This window comes from Chryseobacterium cupriresistens (assembly GCF_046614675.1).
Taxonomy (GTDB): domain Bacteria; phylum Bacteroidota; class Bacteroidia; order Flavobacteriales; family Weeksellaceae; genus Chryseobacterium; species Chryseobacterium cupriresistens.
The window spans coordinates 176,091-192,205 of sequence record NZ_JBKKJT010000001.1; the positions used below are offsets into that span (position 1 = coordinate 176,091).

Genomic DNA, 16,115 nt, shown 5'->3' on the forward strand with positions numbered 1-16,115 from the left:
TTACCCTTAGCATTCTTTTTGCATAATCGCTTGTACTTTTTGCTGTAATTCCTTTTTATCAGGTAAATACAACTGGTATTTGGAAACAAATATTTTATTAGAAATACCACCTGTTGCATATTCCACTAATACTTCATCTTTTTCCGCAGAAAGGATAATGCCTATAGGCTCATTATCATCCACTACATTTTCTTCAGATTTAAAGTAGTTCAGATATAAATTCATTTGTCCTATATCATTGTGCTCAACCTGTTTTATCTTTAAATCAATCAGCACAAAACATTTTAAGATGCGGTGATAGAATACAAGATCAATATAAAAATGCCTGTTACGAAGTGATATCTTATACTGTCTTCCGACAAATGTAAAACCCTTTCCCAGTTCTAAAAGAAACATCTGCAGATTGTCAATAATCTTCTGTTCCAGTGCTTTTTCGGTAACACGATGACTTTGAGGTAATTTGAGAAAGTCCAGTACATACGGATCTTTTATAGCCTCTGTGGAATCGGTCACGATATGACCTTTTTCCGCCAATTGCAGTACACCCTTTTTATCTTTGCTCAATGCCAGCCTTTCAAAAAGGGAAGAGTTGATCTGCCTTTCCAGTTCACGGTAGCCCCAATTTTCCAGTACTGCCTGTTTTTCATAGAACTTCCTTGCCGTATCATCAGAAATACCGAGCAAAGTAACCAGATGAGTCCAGCTTAATTTGGCAGGCACTGCCTGCCATTTTTGATAGGTCAGATAAAATCTGCGCATATCTAAAATATTACGCCTGCCAAATCCTTTGCCGTAACGCTGCCTCAGATCTTTGGAAAGTGTTGCCAGTAAGTTACTTCCGTATTCTGCACGTTCCTCACCATGCTGCTCGTATTCCACGATATGCCTGCCAATTTCCCAGTTAGCTTTCACCAGTTCAGTATTAACTGCCTTGACCGCATTTTGTCTTGCAACCTCAATAGCGGATCCGATACTGTCCAGTAATTCAGTGTATTTTGATTGTACAGGTTTCATTGATATTTTGTTATAAGACAAATGTAAAAAATTCCTTGGTCAACAACTGCTATGATTCATGAGAAAATAAATTTCGGTACTGTGCCAAATGCTTCCTTATAATGTCTGACACTGCCAGTGTAGAAAGCAGGCTTCTGTTACCCTATAAATTCATCATCCTAACTCTAAAAATAAATGATATGCAGGGTGAAGATGATCTACGGGGCTTAGCTAAAATTATGGCTTTTATGCGTGCCGTCAGTATTTTAATGGTACTGATGCATTATTACTGGTATTGTTATCCATTTTTTCATGAAAAAGGATGGACATTGGAAGTTATCAACAGAATACTGCTGAATTTCCAAAGAACGGCAGGGTTGTTCTCTCACTGTCTCTATACAAAAGTTTTTACCATTGTATTACTCTCTCTAAGCTGCCTGGGAACAAAAGGAGTAAAAGACGAGAAGATAACCTGGCCTCGGATTATCGGCTTCATGGCAGTAGGAACGGTGTTGTTTTTCTTCAATACTATTTTGCTGAGATGGGGCGGGGCAGGCATTCTTTTATATATGCTTTCAATGTCAGTAGGATATATCCTCCTAATGGTATCAGGGGTATGGATGAGCCGTTTGTTAAAACATAACCTGATGGATGATGTATTCAATAATGAGAATGAAAGTTTTATGCAGGAAACCCAACTGATGGAAAATGAATATTCTGTTAACCTTCCCACTAAATTCTATTACAGAGGGAAATGGAATCAGGGCTGGATCAATATTGTTAACCCATTCAGGGCAACCATTGTACTGGGTACTCCGGGATCAGGAAAGTCATATGCTATTGTCAATAATTATATCAAACAGCAGATCGAAAAGGGTTTCTCCATGTATATCTATGATTTTAAGTTTGATGATCTTTCAACAATTGCTTATAATCATGTATTGAAACACCATGATAAATACAAAGTAAAACCAAAGTTTTATGTTATTGATTTTGATGATCCCCGAAGAAGCCATCGTTGCAATCCTTTAAATCCTGATTTTATGACGGATATTTCAGATGCCTATGAAGCAGCCTATACCATCATGCTCAATTTAAACAGAACCTGGATTCAAAAGCAAGGAGACTTCTTCGTGGAATCTCCCATTATTCTTTTAGCTGCTATTATCTGGTTCCTGAAAATATATGAAAATGGTAAATACTGTACTTTTCCTCATGCCATTGAACTGCTCAATAAAAAATACTCTGATGTTTTCACGATTTTAACTTCTTATACTGATCTTGAGAACTATCTTTCCCCTTTCATGGACGCGTGGCAAGGTGGCGCACAGGACCAGCTTCAGGGGCAGATCGCCTCTGCTAAGATTCCTTTATCACGAATGATATCTCCTCAGCTATATTGGGTCATGACCGGAGATGATTTTTCATTGGATATCAACAATCCGAAAGAACCGAAAATATTATGTGTAGGAAATAACCCGGATCGGCAGAATATCTATTCAGCAGCACTTGGGCTCTATAATTCCAGAATTGTAAAACTCATCAATAAAAAAGGACAACTAAAGAGTTCAGTGATTATTGATGAACTACCCACGATTTATTTCCGGGGATTAGATAATCTGATTGCAACCGCAAGAAGTAATAAGGTAGCTGTCTGTCTAGGATTTCAGGATTTTTCTCAGCTGACAAGAGATTACGGAGATAAAGAAAGTAAGGTGATTCAGAATACAGTGGGGAATATATTCAGCGGACAGGTAGTCGGTGATACCGCAAAAAATCTTTCAGAGCGTTTTGGAAAGATTTTGCAGAAAAGGCAAAGCATAACCATCAACAGAAATGATAAATCTACTTCCATATCTACCCAGCTGGACAGCTTGATACCTGCTTCCAAAATTTCAACATTAAGCCAGGGAATGTTTGTAGGGGCTGTATCTGATAATTTTGATGAAAGAATTGAACAGAAAATGTTTCATGCAGAAATAGTAGTGGATAATGAAAAAGTAGCTGAAGAAACTAAATCTTATCAGCGGATACCGGAGATTTTATCATTTGTAAATGATAGTGGAGAAGACCGGTTCACATCAATTATCGAAGAGAATTACAGAAATGTTAAACAGGACGTTATGAGGATCATTGAAAATGAAATTGAACGTATAAAAGCTCACCCTGAGCTACAGCATTTAATACCAAAAGAATAAAGTAAAAATCCCCGGAGACCGGGGATAAAAAACTAATAACCATGAAAACTCAAATTAAACATGAGAATCGGGTGCAAATTTAAAACAAATGATTCTCTTTTCCGATTTACTGTGTCTATGCGTTGTATTGTTAATTAAGTTTGCTTTTATAAGAGTTGTTGTGAGATTAGAAAATCGATAGTATTGAGCTGATTTATCGTCTTTTTTGTTCAAATTCAAATGAGCTTTCAGCTTTTTCGTTAAGGATGATATGGGCATTAAAAGTTTTACCTGATCTGCTTTTCATACCCTTGATTAATGCGGTTCTCCCGTTTTTGACAAGTCTTTCAATGTCGGCTGTTTCGATCCGGGTTCCGCAGATATTTCGGAATTGATACCAGTTACAATACGTATCAGGACATTTTATAACACGATCATCAATCATCAATGGCTGGGATTTACATTTGGGACATACAGTACCAGGAAGATGAGTTTTTTCAATTTTTATCTGCATTAATTCTTCCGTGATAGTCATCGTGTAGTTTTCAATGTTCTTTTGAAATTCAGCAGCACCCAATTCATTATTCTCAATATCCTCCATGGACTGTTCCCATTCTGCAGTCATAGAAACGTCCGCAATTTTTTTATCCTTAACTAAATCATATACCTGTAAGCCTTTATCAGTAGGAATAAGCAGTTTCTTTTGCCTTCTGATATACCCCCTGTCAAGCAGTGTCTCAATAGTAGAGGCACGCGTGGCAGGAGTGCCGATTCCGATATTCTTTACATATTTTCGCTGCCCTGTTTCTTCAATATTTTTGCATGCATTTTCCATTGCAGAAAGCAGGGTTCCTTCGGTATAAAGGCTGGGAGGCTGCGTTTTCTTTTCCAGAACAGTAAACATTTTAATCTTTAAATCCATTCCTTCTTTTAACTCAGGAAATTGCCGGATTTCTTCGATACCTTCAGAAAAATTGCCGTTGACATGGCGCCAGCCTGTTTGTAATATCTTTTGTCCCTTAGCTGTAAAATCATAGTGAAGTACCTGTAAACTGATTTCTGTGATTTCTTTGACACATGGCGGTGAGACGGCCTCAAATAATCGAAAAGCAATCAGATCATATATCACCTTTTCTTCTGAAGTAAGTGCTGAAGGTATTTTTTCTGTAGTAAGCAGCCCGTGATGATCGGTAAAATTAGCATCCTTGACAATGCTTTTATTGAAGTTTCCCCATGGAATTATGCTTGCTGCGGTTTTATAAGGCTCCCATTCCTGCAGTATTCTTATGAGATCTGGAATGTCCGGCCATAGATCTTCTGAAATATATTGGCTGCCCGTACGTGGAAAGGTAATGAACCTTTTTTCATAAAGGCTTTGGGCAATATCGAGTGTTCGCTCAGCACTGAAGCTGAATCTTTTATTAGCTTCCTTCTGAAGGCCGGTTAAGTCAAACAGAAGAGGAGCCTGTTCTGTTATGGGCTGTGAAGTAATCGCAGTGACTGTTGCTGTAATTCTGTTTCTTTTTAGTAATTTTACAAAGTCTTCAGCTTGTTTTTTATCACTGAATTTGAGTACTCCAAGACTTTTGAACTCCACAAAATCTTTTTGATGCATAAGCTCAATCTGCCAGTATTGCTGGCTTGTGAACTCTTTATATTCTCTATAACGTTTACACAGTAAAGCTAAAGTAGGAGTCTGAACTCTTCCAAGTGAATATAACCCGTCATCTGCTGCTATAGTTAGTGCCTGGGTCGTGTTAATATCTAATAACCAGTCGGCTCTGTTTCTGCACTGAGCAGCATGGAATAATCCATCATATAGGTGACCTGGCTTCAGATTTTGAAAACCGTGCCTAATGGCTTTTTCAGTGAGTGAACTGATCCATAATCTTTCAAATGGCAGGGTACAGTTCAAATACTCATAGATGTACCGGAAGATAAGTTCCCCTTCTCTTCCTGAGCCTGTAGCAACAATAATACTGCTGCATGATGTAAACAGTTTTTCTATGATTTTTAGCTGTTTGGATACGCCAGGATCACTTATCAGTTGTTTATCTTTTCTTACTTTTCTGATGGTTAGTTTAAATGGGTCAGGTAAAATAGGTAAAGTCTGCTTTTTACAGGCTGAAATACCATAATCTTCTGGCATCCCGAGTGTAATCAAGTGGCCAAAAGCCCAGGTAACGGCATAGCCATTACCGGTCAGATATCCATCTTTCTTTTCTGTTGCTCCCAAAACCATTGCTATTTCTCTGGCAACACTTGGCTTTTCTGCTAATACTGCTTTCATAATCATTATTAATTGAAGTGGGTATTATAGGCGTTTTCTAGCGCGGGACTGAGCTTTGTCCTGTTTTAACTGCTGGCTTTTGTCTTTAGGTGTCTGCTGGCCTTTCTCTAAAGACTCCTTTAAATGCTTGGTGGCTTCGTTGGTTTTACCTTCTGAATTCACTGCTGTCTGGGTTGTATGCTCCTCAGTAGGCTTTGCCTTATGCTGGATTTTATCAGGATTCTGAAATGAGAAATCGATTTTTCCGTTCTCCTTATTAAGAGTGATATATCCCTGATAGGGCTGATTCTTTTTATCCAGCAATCCGTCGAGATAAATCGTTTGGCCTACTTTAAACTGACTATACTGCTCGTCACTTAATTCTTTGCCTCTGAATGATCTTGGTATCTCGGTCTGTGTATGGGTTTGAGATTGTTGCTGAATCTGCTTTTGATCAAAAAGAAATTCAACATACTTTTTATCAGCATTAAACTGGACATGGGCATTGAAAGGTTCCCGTTTAGTAGAGATCATCCCTTCCAGATATAATGCTTTGCCCTCTATCAGCGTCTGCTTTTGGGCTTCATCTAATCTAACACCCTTGATTTCATCAGGAATTCTGATGTTTTCTACTTTATAGGCAACAAGTTCATTAGTCAGCCGGTCTCTGCTGATAAGGGAAGGAATGATTTCATCAGTCTTTGGATTGACAAGATCTACAACACGTCCCATATTTCCGGTTTCCATTAGATTTTTACGGTCTTCAGCAGTAAATTCATGACCCAGAAACTTAAAATTGAAATTAGGTTCTTTTCTGATGCCGTGGAGATTGATCATAACATTGCCGGCATCATTAGTGCTGAGTGAAAGACGGGCGTCTATCCTGATAAGCGCTGTTCCGAGATTAAGACTGATGGGAACGAGACCATTGGTTTTGAATCCCCTTAACATGGGTTCCAGGGCATTGGCTTTTTCTAATTTTTCCTGTGTCAGCCCAAATTTTGACATCATATCCCAGTCAATCTGATCCTGGGAGTACTGATATTCTTTTTCTGTTGATGGATTTGTACTCATTGTAATGGTGGTTGGGGTTACTATTGTATAGGTCTTCAGAAATTCTTCACCCTCAGTGCTGGGATGTTTGAGGTGATTCTCAATCTGTTTTCCAATTTTTTCAGATTCTTTGAGAGGAGAGGTAAAAAAGTTAAATGAAGTAGGGTTTTTGAGCTGGCTGAGGAAATTGGAAAAAAAGTTGGAAAATAAATCGCCCTGCTTATCAATTTTTAAAAACTGATTCTGGTTTTTCCGGTTATTGGATACTGTTTTCAGATCACCTTTTTCATCAACAGTTTTTACCACTTCTATTTTGTTGGTCTTAGGGTTTAAAACCAGTAGAGTATTAATTAATGCAGGATCAGGATTTTGAGTATTTGCTATATCTTCCATGATGTTAAGTATTGATTTAACATCGAAGTTAGACCTATTGGATGGGAAAAGTTAAAAGTGGAAGTAGATGGGGATATTTGGCTGGGATTGTCTGGAAAATACCAATAAGACATTAATTTTTTAACAGCTTTTTGTTGCTACTATGGTAAAAATAATTAATTTTACGCCGTCTCGATCGAGACGTTTTTTTTCATCATTTGTGTTTTTTGTCCTGTTTTATTATTGATAAAACAGGATTTTTATCTATAACTGGAGTGCTTTTCAAAAAGATTCATACCAATAATTTTATTATGCATGTTGTCATAGATCAGCTCTACCGAAAAATTTGAAATTTCATACAAAACATATCTTGATTGGGAAACCATTCTTTCACTGATGATGCGTCCATGAGTTAGTACAAGTTCATATTGTGTCTGGCGATCGGTTAAATTCTGAAAATCGTAATAGGAGATATTCATAGTTATAATAATGGGATAGTGTAAATTATTTTAATCTAATTTTTTTGAAAACTTTTCATCAAGTATCCGGATATCTTTTTGAATCCCAAGCAGTATTTCCTTCACATTATAGTTTTCAAAAAGCTCAGGTTCAAAATCTTCAGGAAATATTCCAGAAGCATACTGCCATACTTCAACGATTTCTCCGAAAGGAATATCATAAGGTGTATAAAATGAATTGTCAGCTGCTACGGTTATTGATTTTTCATTCAAAGAGATAAGTCTTTTATAAGAGATACCATCATTCAGGGTGACGAAAACATAGCTTTTGCCGGACTTTAAATCCTTGATATTTTCTATATATTTCCCGACAATGTAAGAACCGTCTTTAAAGGGCGGCATGGAATCGCCTTTTGCCGGAAACGCTCTGTATTTTCCGTTGGTCAGAAAGGGTAGTGAAATTCTCTGTAAGCTTTCAATATATTCAGGATCACTGTATCCTGATAAATATCCCATGGAGGCTTTTTGGGGAACAATTTCAATACTGTTGTTACCTAATTGATCAACGACAACTGGTAGAACAATTCTATTATCCGGAAGTCTCAATACATCTTCTAAAGGATATTTCCTGATATCCACTGTCAAAAGAAGATCAATACTTAAATTGAAATACTTTGAAATTCTGATCAGTATTTCGTAGGGGGCTTCCGAACGCCCGTCCTCATATTTTGAATACCGGACCCTGCTCAGTAAAATTTTATCCGCCAGTTCCTGCTGGGATAATTTTTTCTGAGTTCTTAAAAACCTGATGTTATCTGAAAAAATCGACATTGATACAAATTGTATCTGCAAATATATGAAAAATGATACAATTAGTATCTAATTTTGTAACGTGAACCGGGCGATTGTACATATGGATCTGGATACCTTCTTTGTATCCTGCGAGAGACGTAATAATTCTCAGCTTGACGGAATTCCCCTGATTATTGGCGGAGGTGACCGTGGAGTGGTAGCATCATGCTCCTATGAAGCAAGGAAATTTGGAGTCCGTTCTGCCATGCCGATCCGAATGGCACTCCGGTTGTGCCCTGATGCAAAAGTTATTCGGGGAGACCATGAGCTGTATTCCAATTTATCACATACGGTGACTGAAATTATCCAGGAAAGAGTTCCGGTAATGGAAAAGGCCAGTATTGATGAATTTTATCTGGATCTTTCAGGTATGGATAAGTTTTTTGGCTGCTATCAGTGGACACAGGAAATTGCGTCAGCTGTTACCAAAGAAACAGGACTTCCCATAAGCTTTGCCTTATCTGCCAATAAAACCGTTTCAAAGATAGGCACAGGAGAAGCAAAGCCGGTGGGCAGGCTGGAAATTAAAGATTTGGAGATCAAACCTTTTTTAAATCCATTATCCATTAAAAAGATTCCGATGGTGGGAGATAAGACTTTTCAGTTATTATCAAGAATTGGAATCCGTACCATTCATACTTTATCTGAAATGCCCATGTTGGTATTGCAACAGATGATCGGCGTGAACGGAAAAGAGCTTTGGAAAAAAGCCAATGGAATTGATGAAAATCCTGTAGTTCCTTATTCGGAAAGAAAATCCATTTCTACAGAGAGAACTTTTACCAATGATACTACGGATGTCTTAGAACTGAAAAGACTGATATCGGGAATGGCGGAACAGTTAGCGTATCAGCTCAGAAAGGAAAAATGGCTGACATCCACAGTGGTTGTAAAAATACGGTATGCCAATTTTGATACGGAAACCAAACAATGCAAAGTTTCTTACACTTCTGCAGATCATACCCTGTCAAGAGTGGCTCTGGAATTATTCAATAAAGTATATACCAGAAGAATGAGACTTCGTCTGGTAGGGCTGCGCTTTACCGGCCTCGTGCATGGGAATCACCAGATGAATCTGTTTGAAGATACTGAGGAGCAGATGAATTTATATCAGACCATGGACTATCTGAAAAACCGCTACGGTATGGGAGCAGTTGGGAGAGCTTCAGGTTTTGATTTTGAAAAATAATTTTAAATTTTTAATAATGTTTTTGAATTGTCATTCTTTTCACAGCCTTCGGTATGGGACCTTATCCATAGAGGAATTGGTGAAGCAGGCTTATGCATCAGGGAGTACAGAAATGGTACTGACGGATATCAATACCGTTACCGGTATTTATGATTTTAAGAAAGAATGCGAACGGGTGGGTATTAAACCTATTGTGGGCGTTGAGGTCCGCAAGGAAGGCAAACTTCTTTATATTGCTGTTGCAAAAGAGTTTTCAGGAATAGGAGAAGTTAATAGGATTATTACTCAGCATAACTGTGACGATAAGGAACTTTCAGAGACAGCGCCGGAATTTGAAAATATCTTTGTGGTTTATCCTATGAGTAATATCCCGGAAGTCTTAAAGGAAAATGAACGGGTGGGGGTGAGAATAGAAGAACTGAATTTTTTGATAAGACCTGAGTACCAGAAACTGATTTCCAGAATGGTAGTTCTGCATCCTGTTACATTCAGAACCGATGAGGAGTATAAACTGCATAAAATTCTCAGGGCTATTGATCATAATACCTTATTGTCAAAGCTCACTAAACGGGATATATGCAGGGAATCAGAATATTTTATGACTGAAAAGGAGATTGCAAAGGCATTTGAAAGATATCCGGAGATTGTTACAAGAACAAAAGCAATGCTGGCACAATGCAGCTTTGAATTTGATTTTAAAAAGGTAAAGAATAAACAATTTTATACAAAATCAAAAGCAGATGATGTAAAATTACTTCGCAGGCTGGCATATTCAGGACTGGAAAAAAGATACGGAACTCATCATGAAATGGCCAGATTAAGAGTGGAAAAAGAACTGAAAGTGATCGATGAACTTAATTTCTGTTCTTATTTTTTAATAACCTGGGATATTATCCGTTACAGCAACAGCTTGGGGCTTATGCATGTGGGAAGGGGAAGTGGTGCTAATTCTATTGTAAGTTATTGTCTGGGAATAACCGATATCTGTCCTTTGGAATTGGACCTGTATTTTGAACGTTTCTTAAATCTTAACCGGAAGTCTCCGCCTGATTTTGATATCGACTGGAGCTGGCAGAAAAGGGATACGATATTGGAATACGTTTTTGATCGGTATGGAAAGGATCATGTGGCCTTCTGCGGAACCAATGTGGAATTTAAATACCGGTCGATTTTCAGGGAAGTGGGAAAAGTGTTTGGACTTCCTAAAGAAGAACTGGATGATCTGGCGACAAAGCCTATGGAAGACCATGACAGGAACAAGGTAGTGCGGATGGTACACAAGTACGGTAAGCTGCTGGAGAAATTTCCCAATCAGAGAAGCATGCATTCCTGTGGAATTCTGATTTCTGAAGAACCCATTACAAGTTATACGGCACTTGAAATGCCTCCCAAAGGCTTTCCGATTGTTCAGTTTGATATGAATGTTGCAGAAGATATCGGGCTGGAAAAATTTGATATTCTTTCCCAGAGAGGGCTGGGTACTATCAATGATACGGTAGCTCTTATTAAGAAAACAAAAGGAATCGCTGTGGATATCCGCGATACATCACTGTCAAAAGATGAAGAAAAGACCAATGAATATCTGGCAGCAGGAAGAACTATCGGCTGTTTTTATATAGAATCTCCCGCCATGCGCGGTCTTTTAAGAAGACTGAAATGTGATAATTACAGAACACTGGTCGCTGCTTCCTCCATTATCCGCCCGGGAGTGGCTCAGAGCGGAATGATGCGGGAATATATTTTCAGGCATAACCATCCGGATCAGTTTGAATATTTTCATCCGGTATTTGAAGAGCATCTGAAAGAAACCTATGGCATTATGGTATATCAGGAAGATGTGATTAAGATTGCCCAGTACTTTGGAGGATTATCATTAGCGGACGGGGATATCTTACGAAGAGCCATGAGCGGAAAAGGAAGATCGATTAAAAAGCTTCAGCAGGTGAAGGATAATTTCTTTGCATCCTGTAAAGAGAAGGGCCATTCGGAACTGTTGACCGCTGAAGCCTACCGGCAGATTGAATCTTTTGCAGGGTATTCTTTCTGTAAAGCACACTCGGCATCCTACGCAGTGGAGAGTTATCAGAGTTTGTATTTAAAGGTATATTACCCATTGGAATTTATGGTGTCAGTGATTAATAACCAGGGAGGATTTTACAGAACTGAAGTCTATATTCATGAAGCAAAAATGTCAGGCGGAAATATCCAGGTTCCCTGTATTAATACCAGTGAGTATCAGACAACACTGAAAGGGACGGATATCTATCTGGGATTAATGCTTTTGGAAGGACTGGAAACAAGAATTGCCCACGGTATTGTCGAGGAAAGAAAAACCAACGGAGTATATACCTCATTGGAGAATTTTATAAGACGTATTCCCATTGGTATTGAAACCATACAGATCCTGATTTTTATCGGCGCCTTCCGGTTTACTGGAAAACCTAAAAATGAACTGCTTGTTGAGGCGAGAGTTCTGCTTGTTAACTTTAAGCCTGAAAACAGAGGGCTAATGCTGATTGAAGAACCGATTCAGGAATTTAAGCTTCCTGAATTAAAGCGGGAACATTTTGAGGATGCCTTTGATGAAATTGAACTCATTGGGTTTCCTGTTTCATACAGCCCTTTTGATCTGTTACAGACCCGGTACCGGGGTTCTGTTTTGGTGAAGGATTTATTGAAGTTTCATAAGCAGCAGGTTAAAATGCTGGCGTATCTGATTTCAAGAAAACATGTACCCACGAAGAAAGGCACCATGTATTTTGGTACGTGGATCGATGTGAACGGAGATTATTTTGATACCGCTCATTTTCCTGACAGTCTAAAGCAGTATGATTTTCAGGGCGGCGGATGTTATCTGCTCCTTGGAACCGTGGAAGTTGATTTTCATTTTCCTACCGTTACCATTCATAAAATGGCAAAGATGCCCATGATTCCTGATCCAAGGTATGCTTATGATAAAGAAAAACAATATGATATTCACAGGCAGATCAGGGAAGATGTAAGCATGACCTATAGAGAACCTTATCCGCAGGCCCATGAGATTGGATTGCCAAGACATAAGATACAGTAGCAATAGTAAAATTTTTGATAAGAAGAATTATGAATCAGTTAAGTTTATTCGATACAGAAGCTTTCTATGAATTTCCAAAGGATCTTTTGGAATACAGGGAGCATTTTCTAAGTAAAGAGCAAGCTGATCAGTTAAAAGATAAGCTGCTCAATACCGCGTCATGGGAACAGCGTACACAGAAAATGTATGATAAAATGATATTGACTCCACGGCTGACAGCATGGTATGGGGATTCAAAAGATTATGGTGCTCAAGAAAAAGAAAGGGCAAGAAATCCATGGACTCCTGAACTGTTCTTGCTCAAGGAAAGGATAGAAAAAGAGTTTAACTGTAAGTTTAATGGAGTTTTATTAAATCTCTACAGAGACCATAATGATTCTGTGGCCTGGCATAGAGATAAAGAAAGCCGGTATGGTAAACGGCCTGTGATTGCCTCTATCAGCCTTGGGCAAACCAGGAACTTTGATTTCAGGAAAAAAGACCACCATGCAAGTAAGTACAGTTTACCGCTTCCGCATGGTTCTCTGCTTATCATGAAAGGCGATTTGCAGGAAAACTGGGAGCATCGGATAGCTAAATCTATAATACCCATGAAAGAGCGGATTAATCTTACGTTCAGGTTAGTTATTGATTCTTAGGTGTGTATAGATGTTTTTAAGGTAATAACCTGTTTTTCATGGTTTACTGTTGTTGAAAGTATTTTGAAAATACGTATCTGAAAAACAGGTTATTCTTTTTTTATGGCTCAAGCCCAGGGCCGCCACATGAATTATACGGAACGCATGTTAATTTATCATTTATAAAACATAGTCTGGTACAATCTGCTCCGCCAACAATTGTTTTTAATTCTGCTTTGTTAAGCTTTTTTAAATTTTTCATATTAATATATTTTATGTTCACAACAAATCTCAAGAATAATTATTATATAATAGTTTAAATTAACGAATTTTAACGTTCAAACCTTGTTTGTTACTTTGCATTCCAAAATTGATGTTCTAAGAAATGATCGTTTTTTAACAATAATACTATATTCGTTGACCCCATACTTTTTCTCTATTCTATCAGATCTGCTAGTACAATAGCTGTTATAATTTATCAAAAAACTTCAACCGGCAGGGTTCCATTTTTCTAGGGATAAAATACGACATGTTTTGTCGTTTACGGAGTGTATTTTTGTAAAATAAAATGGTTGATAATGTGGATGCATATTATTGGGAATTCTAGCAATGCTAGAGTTGAAAAGTTAAATTAATAAAATAACAATACCTTTGAAGTCATTTAATTTTGAGTTTGAAAAACATGCAGGGAAATGAGTTGGCATATCAGGTTTATTCTCCGGGATCGGTACTTGGCCTTTTTAGTAATGCATTAAAACTTAATGCAACGGTTAATCTTATTTATCTTAAGGGAAGATACTCTTTTGGTGGTGGAAAAGCCTATGGAAATTATTACTATGATAATTTATTTTCAGAATCTGATACAATTTCTATTGGGGTACGGGTTTCTGCGTTACTGAGAAGTAAGATTGAAAATAATGAGATTTATACCCTCAGAGGATATATTGAGAAAAATATTAAGAACTCTTCTGTGGAACTTCGCTTTGTAGTGGATGAGATTATTCAGCAGGAAGAACGCGCAATTTCGGAGGAAGAATTACAGAGATATGAGCTTATCCAGAAGAAGCTTGGGAAGGGTTCTAAGGACCTGGAAACTGTGATCAGAGAAAAGATTCTGAAAGATGAACCGATCCGAATTGCTAACATTTATGGGAATAATGCGATTGTACAAAGAGACTTTGCAGAAGGATTGGATGTTTCCCAGAAGTATTTCCAGGTCTCGGAATATACCTGCAGTATTACTTCATCGACCTCTATTGTTTCCAAACTTGAAGAAGTTTCAGCATTAGGCTACGATATCATAGCATTGGTAAGAGGTGGGGGAGACAAACAAAGTATGGAAACTTTTAATGATTTACAGCTTTCAGAGCTGTTTATTACAATAGAAGCAGTAACAGTCACAGCAATAGGGCATACGGTAGATGAAACTTTGCTCGATAAGCTGGCAGATAAAAGATTTCATCTTCCTCATGATTATGGAGCAGGGCTTCACTCCATCGTTGAAAAGTTGTCTCATGAGAAATCAAATTCCCGGGCATTACTGATTGATGAAGTTAAAAAGGATGTAGGCAAACAGTTTGCAGAGCAAGTGTTAACACTGGAAAAGCAGCTTAAAACGAAAAATGACGAATTTACCGAAGCACAGAAAAACTTTAAGGAGCAGGCTGAAAACCAGGTAAAGATTTTTACGGAGCAGCTTAAGGTTCGTAATGAAGAGGTAGAGAAGTTAAAGAAGGATCTTACTGAAAAACATGGTCAGCAGGTAAAAACTTTAACAGATCAGCTTTCAAAAAGAAATGAAGAGTTCCAGAAATTTCAGGAGTCTTCGGCTAAACAGCTTCAGGAAACACAAAAGAGTTTTTCAGAACAGCAGAAACAAAGACAGCAGGAAATGGAAAGCTATAAAAAGGAACTCAATGTTTTACATGAGAAAAACTTACAGTCAGTTATTAATGAGAAAACAGCTTCTCTAAAGGCTGCAGTAGAATCGTTACAGCAGGAGAATGTAAGACTGAATACGGAGGTTAAAAATAGTAAAACAGATTATATAAAGATTGTAATCGCAGCTGTTATAGCTTTAGTAACAGGGTTTTTATTGGCAAAGTTATTTTAAAGCTGTATAAGATTATGGAAACTACTAAAATAACAGAAATTAATAATATTATAGATACTTATTTGAATTTTGAATCTCTTTCAACTATTGATGATGAGCAATATAAAAAGGTTGTAATTGAATTTTTTAAAGAGCTGGATCAATTAAAGAAGAAAGGAATACTCATAGATAATGAGCTTATACGTTTTATAAGTGAGAAGTATTCAGAGATATCAGAAAAATTTGAAGAAAATCCTATCTATGAAGAAAGGATTCAGAGGATACTTCCAGAAATAAGTGAGTATTGCTCACCTCCTTACTTCTGGGATACCCCATTACATGATTATATGAAAAATAAATGGGGATTAACTATTAATGCTTCTGGTCTACAACTATAATTCCAAGCGGAACTTTAACTCGATTTTTACATATATAAGAAACAAAATAGAATTCAATAGGATTGTTACTATGGCATTTCCCGCTTGTTAAAGAATATTTTTATCCAAACGGCTTAATTTTTGCAATTTTTTTAACTGCCGGATATTAATCATATGATGGTAGTTAACAAACAAAAAAAGAGAGGGAAAAGTAATCAGCCTTCCTTAAAGTTCGGAGCATAGTTTTTAACCTCGCATCTCAGTTAACTGAATAGGGGAAAACTGTTTTTAAGGCTGTGCTGATAATCTCAAAAATATCAGCGTAAGTAACTGGCAAAAAATTGTAGAGTACTATTATTTTAAAAAAATACTGTTATGAACGTTAAACGCACATTTGGAACAATACTGACTGTTTTAGGAATCGCAGGTTTGATTTATACAGGATATGAATTGATTAATAAAAGCTCAGCCTATACGACTTTAGGAGTGATCGGAGTTCTTGGACTGATATTCTTTTTTTCGGGGATAGGTCTCGTCAAAAATACTAAAGACGAGGCATAAATACGTTATTTTAAAGAAGATTGAGAAGCAGTCTG

General features: G+C 37.4%; 13 protein-coding genes. 7 read left to right on the top strand and 6 right to left on the bottom strand.

Annotated elements, in window-relative coordinates; translation table 11 throughout:
- Positions 1–6: 6 nt before the first annotated feature.
- Positions 7–1,014 (bottom strand): PDDEXK nuclease domain-containing protein, encoded by a 1,008-nt coding sequence (locus ACLI50_RS00885; protein ID WP_309871992.1) that lies wholly within the window; start codon positions 1,012–1,014, stop codon positions 7–9.
- Positions 1,015–1,193: 179 nt separating this feature from the next.
- Between ACLI50_RS00885 and mobC the strand changes: the two genes are divergently transcribed.
- Entirely contained in the window at positions 1,194–3,191 is a 1,998-nt protein-coding gene (gene mobC, locus ACLI50_RS00890) for a conjugal transfer protein MobC (RefSeq protein WP_411413314.1), read from the top strand.
- Between the two features lie 193 nt (positions 3,192–3,384).
- Here the strand turns inward: mobC and ACLI50_RS00895 are convergent, their stop codons facing one another.
- The 4 genes from ACLI50_RS00895 to ACLI50_RS00910 form a co-directional block, all read right to left on the bottom strand.
- Positions 3,385–5,460, bottom strand: coding sequence for a type IA DNA topoisomerase (locus tag ACLI50_RS00895; protein ID WP_411412953.1), 2,076 nt, complete (start codon positions 5,458–5,460; stop codon positions 3,385–3,387).
- 24 nt (positions 5,461–5,484) lie between these two features.
- Complete coding sequence (locus tag ACLI50_RS00900) at positions 5,485–6,885, bottom strand: DUF3945 domain-containing protein (protein WP_411412954.1); 1,401 nt, start codon at positions 6,883–6,885, stop codon at positions 5,485–5,487.
- A gap of 239 nt (positions 6,886–7,124) precedes the next feature.
- Complete coding sequence (locus tag ACLI50_RS00905; RefSeq protein ID WP_120231288.1) at positions 7,125–7,343, bottom strand: hypothetical protein; 219 nt, start codon at positions 7,341–7,343, stop codon at positions 7,125–7,127.
- A gap of 30 nt (positions 7,344–7,373) precedes the next feature.
- The gene (locus ACLI50_RS00910) at positions 7,374–8,153 is read right to left on the bottom strand and encodes an XRE family transcriptional regulator (RefSeq protein ID WP_120231287.1); all 780 of its coding nucleotides are present in this window, start codon (positions 8,151–8,153) and stop codon (positions 7,374–7,376) included.
- A 61-nt stretch (positions 8,154–8,214) separates the two neighbouring features.
- Between ACLI50_RS00910 and dinB the strand changes: the two genes are divergently transcribed.
- From dinB to ACLI50_RS00925, 3 genes are read left to right on the top strand one after another with little or no spacing between them, the layout of a single operon-like run.
- On the top strand, positions 8,215–9,363 hold the full coding sequence (dinB, locus tag ACLI50_RS00915; protein ID WP_411412955.1) for a DNA polymerase IV: 1,149 nt from the start codon (positions 8,215–8,217) through the stop codon (positions 9,361–9,363).
- A 16-nt stretch (positions 9,364–9,379) separates the two neighbouring features.
- Positions 9,380–12,433 (top strand): DNA polymerase III subunit alpha, encoded by a 3,054-nt coding sequence (locus tag ACLI50_RS00920; protein ID WP_411412956.1) that lies wholly within the window; start codon positions 9,380–9,382, stop codon positions 12,431–12,433.
- A gap of 29 nt (positions 12,434–12,462) precedes the next feature.
- A complete protein-coding gene (locus ACLI50_RS00925; RefSeq protein WP_411412957.1) occupies positions 12,463–13,071 on the top strand; it encodes an alpha-ketoglutarate-dependent dioxygenase AlkB family protein in 609 nt (202 codons plus the stop codon).
- A gap of 100 nt (positions 13,072–13,171) precedes the next feature.
- On the opposite strand, the gene ACLI50_RS00930 is transcribed toward ACLI50_RS00925, so the two are convergent.
- On the bottom strand, positions 13,172–13,312 hold the full coding sequence (locus tag ACLI50_RS00930; protein ID WP_110010354.1) for a bacteriocin-like protein: 141 nt from the start codon (positions 13,310–13,312) through the stop codon (positions 13,172–13,174).
- Between the two features lie 420 nt (positions 13,313–13,732).
- Here ACLI50_RS00930 and ACLI50_RS00935 point away from each other — a divergent pair, with 420 nt between their 5' ends.
- From ACLI50_RS00935 to ACLI50_RS00945, 3 genes are all read left to right on the top strand, one after another.
- A complete protein-coding gene (locus tag ACLI50_RS00935) occupies positions 13,733–15,163 on the top strand; it encodes an exodeoxyribonuclease VII large subunit (RefSeq protein WP_395974012.1) in 1,431 nt (476 codons plus the stop codon).
- A gap of 14 nt (positions 15,164–15,177) precedes the next feature.
- Entirely contained in the window at positions 15,178–15,540 is a 363-nt protein-coding gene (locus tag ACLI50_RS00940; protein WP_395974010.1) for a hypothetical protein, read from the top strand.
- Positions 15,541–15,894: 354 nt separating this feature from the next.
- Entirely contained in the window at positions 15,895–16,080 is a 186-nt protein-coding gene (locus tag ACLI50_RS00945) for a hypothetical protein (RefSeq protein WP_047433500.1), read from the top strand.
- The last annotated feature ends 35 nt before the right edge of the window (positions 16,081–16,115 follow it).

Coding starts and splice junctions, on each gene's coding strand:
- ACLI50_RS00885 (WP_309871992.1), bottom strand. CDS start 1,014: ATGAAACCTGTACAATCAAAATACACTGAATTACTGGACAGTATCGGA.
- mobC (WP_411413314.1), top strand. CDS start 1,194: ATGCAGGGTGAAGATGATCTACGGGGCTTAGCTAAAATTATGGCTTTT.
- ACLI50_RS00895 (WP_411412953.1), bottom strand. CDS start 5,460: ATGAAAGCAGTATTAGCAGAAAAGCCAAGTGTTGCCAGAGAAATAGCA.
- ACLI50_RS00900 (WP_411412954.1), bottom strand. CDS start 6,885: ATGGAAGATATAGCAAATACTCAAAATCCTGATCCTGCATTAATTAAT.
- ACLI50_RS00905 (WP_120231288.1), bottom strand. CDS start 7,343: ATGAATATCTCCTATTACGATTTTCAGAATTTAACCGATCGCCAGACA.
- ACLI50_RS00910 (WP_120231287.1), bottom strand. CDS start 8,153: ATGTCGATTTTTTCAGATAACATCAGGTTTTTAAGAACTCAGAAAAAA.
- ACLI50_RS00920 (WP_411412956.1), top strand. CDS start 9,380: ATGTTTTTGAATTGTCATTCTTTTCACAGCCTTCGGTATGGGACCTTA.
- ACLI50_RS00925 (WP_411412957.1), top strand. CDS start 12,463: ATGAATCAGTTAAGTTTATTCGATACAGAAGCTTTCTATGAATTTCCA.
- ACLI50_RS00930 (WP_110010354.1), bottom strand. CDS start 13,312: ATGAAAAATTTAAAAAAGCTTAACAAAGCAGAATTAAAAACAATTGTT.
- ACLI50_RS00935 (WP_395974012.1), top strand. CDS start 13,733: ATGCAGGGAAATGAGTTGGCATATCAGGTTTATTCTCCGGGATCGGTA.
- ACLI50_RS00940 (WP_395974010.1), top strand. CDS start 15,178: ATGGAAACTACTAAAATAACAGAAATTAATAATATTATAGATACTTAT.
- ACLI50_RS00945 (WP_047433500.1), top strand. CDS start 15,895: ATGAACGTTAAACGCACATTTGGAACAATACTGACTGTTTTAGGAATC.